The 2,453-nt window shown below is 63.8% G+C and carries 3 protein-coding genes; all 3 read left to right on the plus strand.

Annotated elements, in window-relative coordinates; all coding sequences use genetic code 11:
• Window positions 1-134: 134 nt before the first annotated feature.
• The 3 genes from ACWDSJ_RS37775 to ACWDSJ_RS37785 all read left to right on the plus strand — a co-directional run bounded on the left by ACWDSJ_RS37775 (window position 135) and on the right by ACWDSJ_RS37785 (window position 2,185).
• Window positions 135-428 carry a transposase gene (locus tag ACWDSJ_RS37775; RefSeq protein WP_450037669.1) on the plus strand — a complete coding sequence of 98 codons (294 nt, stop codon included), beginning with the start codon at window positions 135-137 and terminating at the stop codon, window positions 426-428.
• Window positions 429-430: 2 nt separating this feature from the next.
• A complete protein-coding gene (locus ACWDSJ_RS37780; protein ID WP_450037670.1) occupies window positions 431-1,318 on the plus strand; it encodes an IS3 family transposase in 888 nt (295 codons plus the stop codon).
• A 399-nt stretch (window positions 1,319-1,717) separates the two neighbouring features.
• Complete coding sequence (locus ACWDSJ_RS37785; protein ID WP_450037672.1) at window positions 1,718-2,185, plus strand: GNAT family N-acetyltransferase; 468 nt, start codon at window positions 1,718-1,720, stop codon at window positions 2,183-2,185.
• Window positions 2,186-2,453 lie beyond the last annotated feature (268 nt).

Consider the following 2,453-nt stretch of genomic DNA (forward strand, 5'->3'; position numbering starts at 1 on the left):
CGCGGCCGCGAATTCTTCCGCGCCACAACAACTCCTATCAATGAACCCCAATTCTACCTGGGGCCACTGTCCGAGAACCGTCGGGCACCTCAGAGCTCTGACGTGGTCCTATTGGGCCCGGAAGGAGTTCATCAGTGGCAGCACCGAAGAAGTACCCGGACGAGCTGAGTGCTCGGGCGGTCAGGTTGTATCGGGATGCGGATCCCAAGCCGGCGATCCGGAAGCTGGGGGTGCATCACGAGGCTCTGCGGAACTGGATCCGCCAGGCCGAAGCCGACTCCGGTGAACGGCATGACAGGCCGGCGACCGACATGGTCGAAGAGAACAAACAGCTGCGCAAGCGAGTGGCCGAGCTTGAGCGGGTGAATGCTGTATTACGTGATGCGAGTGCGTATTTCGCGTCGGAGCTCGGCCAAACCCGGAGGTGATCGTGCGGTTCGTGAAGGATCACCCGCAGCACTCGGTCGAGCTCGTATTGCGGGTGCTGGGCATCGCGTCGTCGACGTTCTATGGGTGGCTGGCCCAGGCGAAGAACTCGTCGCGGCGGCGGCTGGCCGATGAACAGTTGCTGGCTGAGATCGTCGATATTCACACCAGTTCCGGCGGCACCTACGGTTCGCCGCGGGTGCACGCGATGCTGCGCCGCCGCGGCATCGCGGTCGGCCGTAAACGAGTGGAACGGCTGATGCGGGCCGCGGGGTTGCAGGGCGCGTTCCTGCGTAAGAAGTGGCGCATCTCCTCGACGCGGCAGGATCGACGGGCCACGCCGGCACCGGATCTGGTCAATCGTGACTTCACCGCGGACACCCCGGACCGGTTGTGGGTGGCGGATGCCACGCGGATCCCGACCGGCGAGGGTGTGTTCTGGCTGGCGGCGGTTCGTGACGCGTTCTCCAACCGGATCGTGGGCTGGAAATGCTCGGACCGCTGCGACACCGAGCTGGTACTCGGGGCCCTGGAATACGCGGTGTGGGTGCGGGATGTGCGTGACGGGCAGCTGGTTCACCATTCCGATCGTGGCTCGACCTACACTGCGATCCGGTTCGCGAACCGGCTGGCCGACAACGGTATTGCCCAATCTATGGGATCGGTCGGCGACAGCTACGACAATGCGCTCATGGAGAACTTCTTCTCCACGCTGAAGACCGAGCTGGTCTATCGGAACTCTTGGCGCACAAGGGAAGACGCGGAGAACGCACCGTTCTCCTACATCGACGGCTGGTACAACACCCAGCGCATCCAGAAGAAGCTGGATTGGCGATCACCGGACGAGTACGAGGCCAGCTACCATCGACGGGTTCCAGCCGGAACCAGATAATCCGCTCTCCGGCTCAGCGGGGGAACCTCAGCCATGCGGGCATCCAGTTGCCGAGCGGCCTCCGGCGCCGCGCACGAGCATGGATCAACGTGCGCGCACTTTGCAACGGCATCCAGGTCGCCAACATCCATGTAGATCGTCCCGAGCAGGATGTGCGAAGCTGCCCGTCCCGAACTGCCCGCAACCGCAACGACTCTCGTGCCGCGTCCATGTCGCCGATCTGATCGAAAGCCTTCGCCCGCATCCGAGCTCTCCCCCGCGATGTTCGGGTTCTTCGTCTGGGCATTCGACGCCGACCGCGCGGGGGATCGTCGGGATCTTGGTGGTCTTGGCCGCTCTGCCCCATCCGACCCGAAAACCCCTCGCCGGAACCGAATCTGAGTCGCTAGGGTCCCGGCCATGGTGATGGCTCGGCAGGCGGTGGTCGCGGATGTGGCGGAACTGGTGCGGTTGCGGGCGGTGATGCTCGCGGCGCTGCATGATCCGATCGACGGGCCGGTCGACTGGCGCTCGGCCGCGGCCGAGCGGTTGCGCAAGGAATTGGCCGATCCCGCGGGGAGCATGGTGGCGTTCGTGGTCGATCGGCCGGGTGGGCTGGCGGCGTGTGCGATCGGGGTCGTGGAGGAGTTGTTGCCTTCGCCGCACAACCCCAGCGGCACAAAGGGTTACGTGTTCAATGTGGCGACCGAGGCGGCGTGGCGGCGGCGGGGGTACTCACGGGCCTGCATGGTGGCGCTGTTGGAGTGGTTTCGGCGGCGGGAGGTGCGGGTTGTGGATTTGCATGCTTCTCGGTTTGGGGAACCTCTTTATGCGGCATTGGGTTTCGTGCCTAGTCGTGATCCGTCGATGCGGCTTCAGCTGGGCTGACACGGCTTCATCGCACGCTCGGCTGCATCCGCCGCTCAGCTAGTGTATAGCCTAGCTTCGAAACCAATACGTAATCGGTATCAGGCTAGCCGAACCCTCCATAAAGGACAGGCTACAAATAGGTACCGTCGTTTTCAGCTCGAAGTACGCAATTGGACACCGCGTTCGACCGAGGTCAAGTCCAAACGGGTGGTGTAACGGGGTGATTGCCGCGTGATCCTGTTCGGTCAGGCGGTCAGTGCTGGGGTGGTTTCCTCCTGGTCGGTGG

Source organism: Nocardia sp. NPDC003482, from assembly GCF_053588115.1.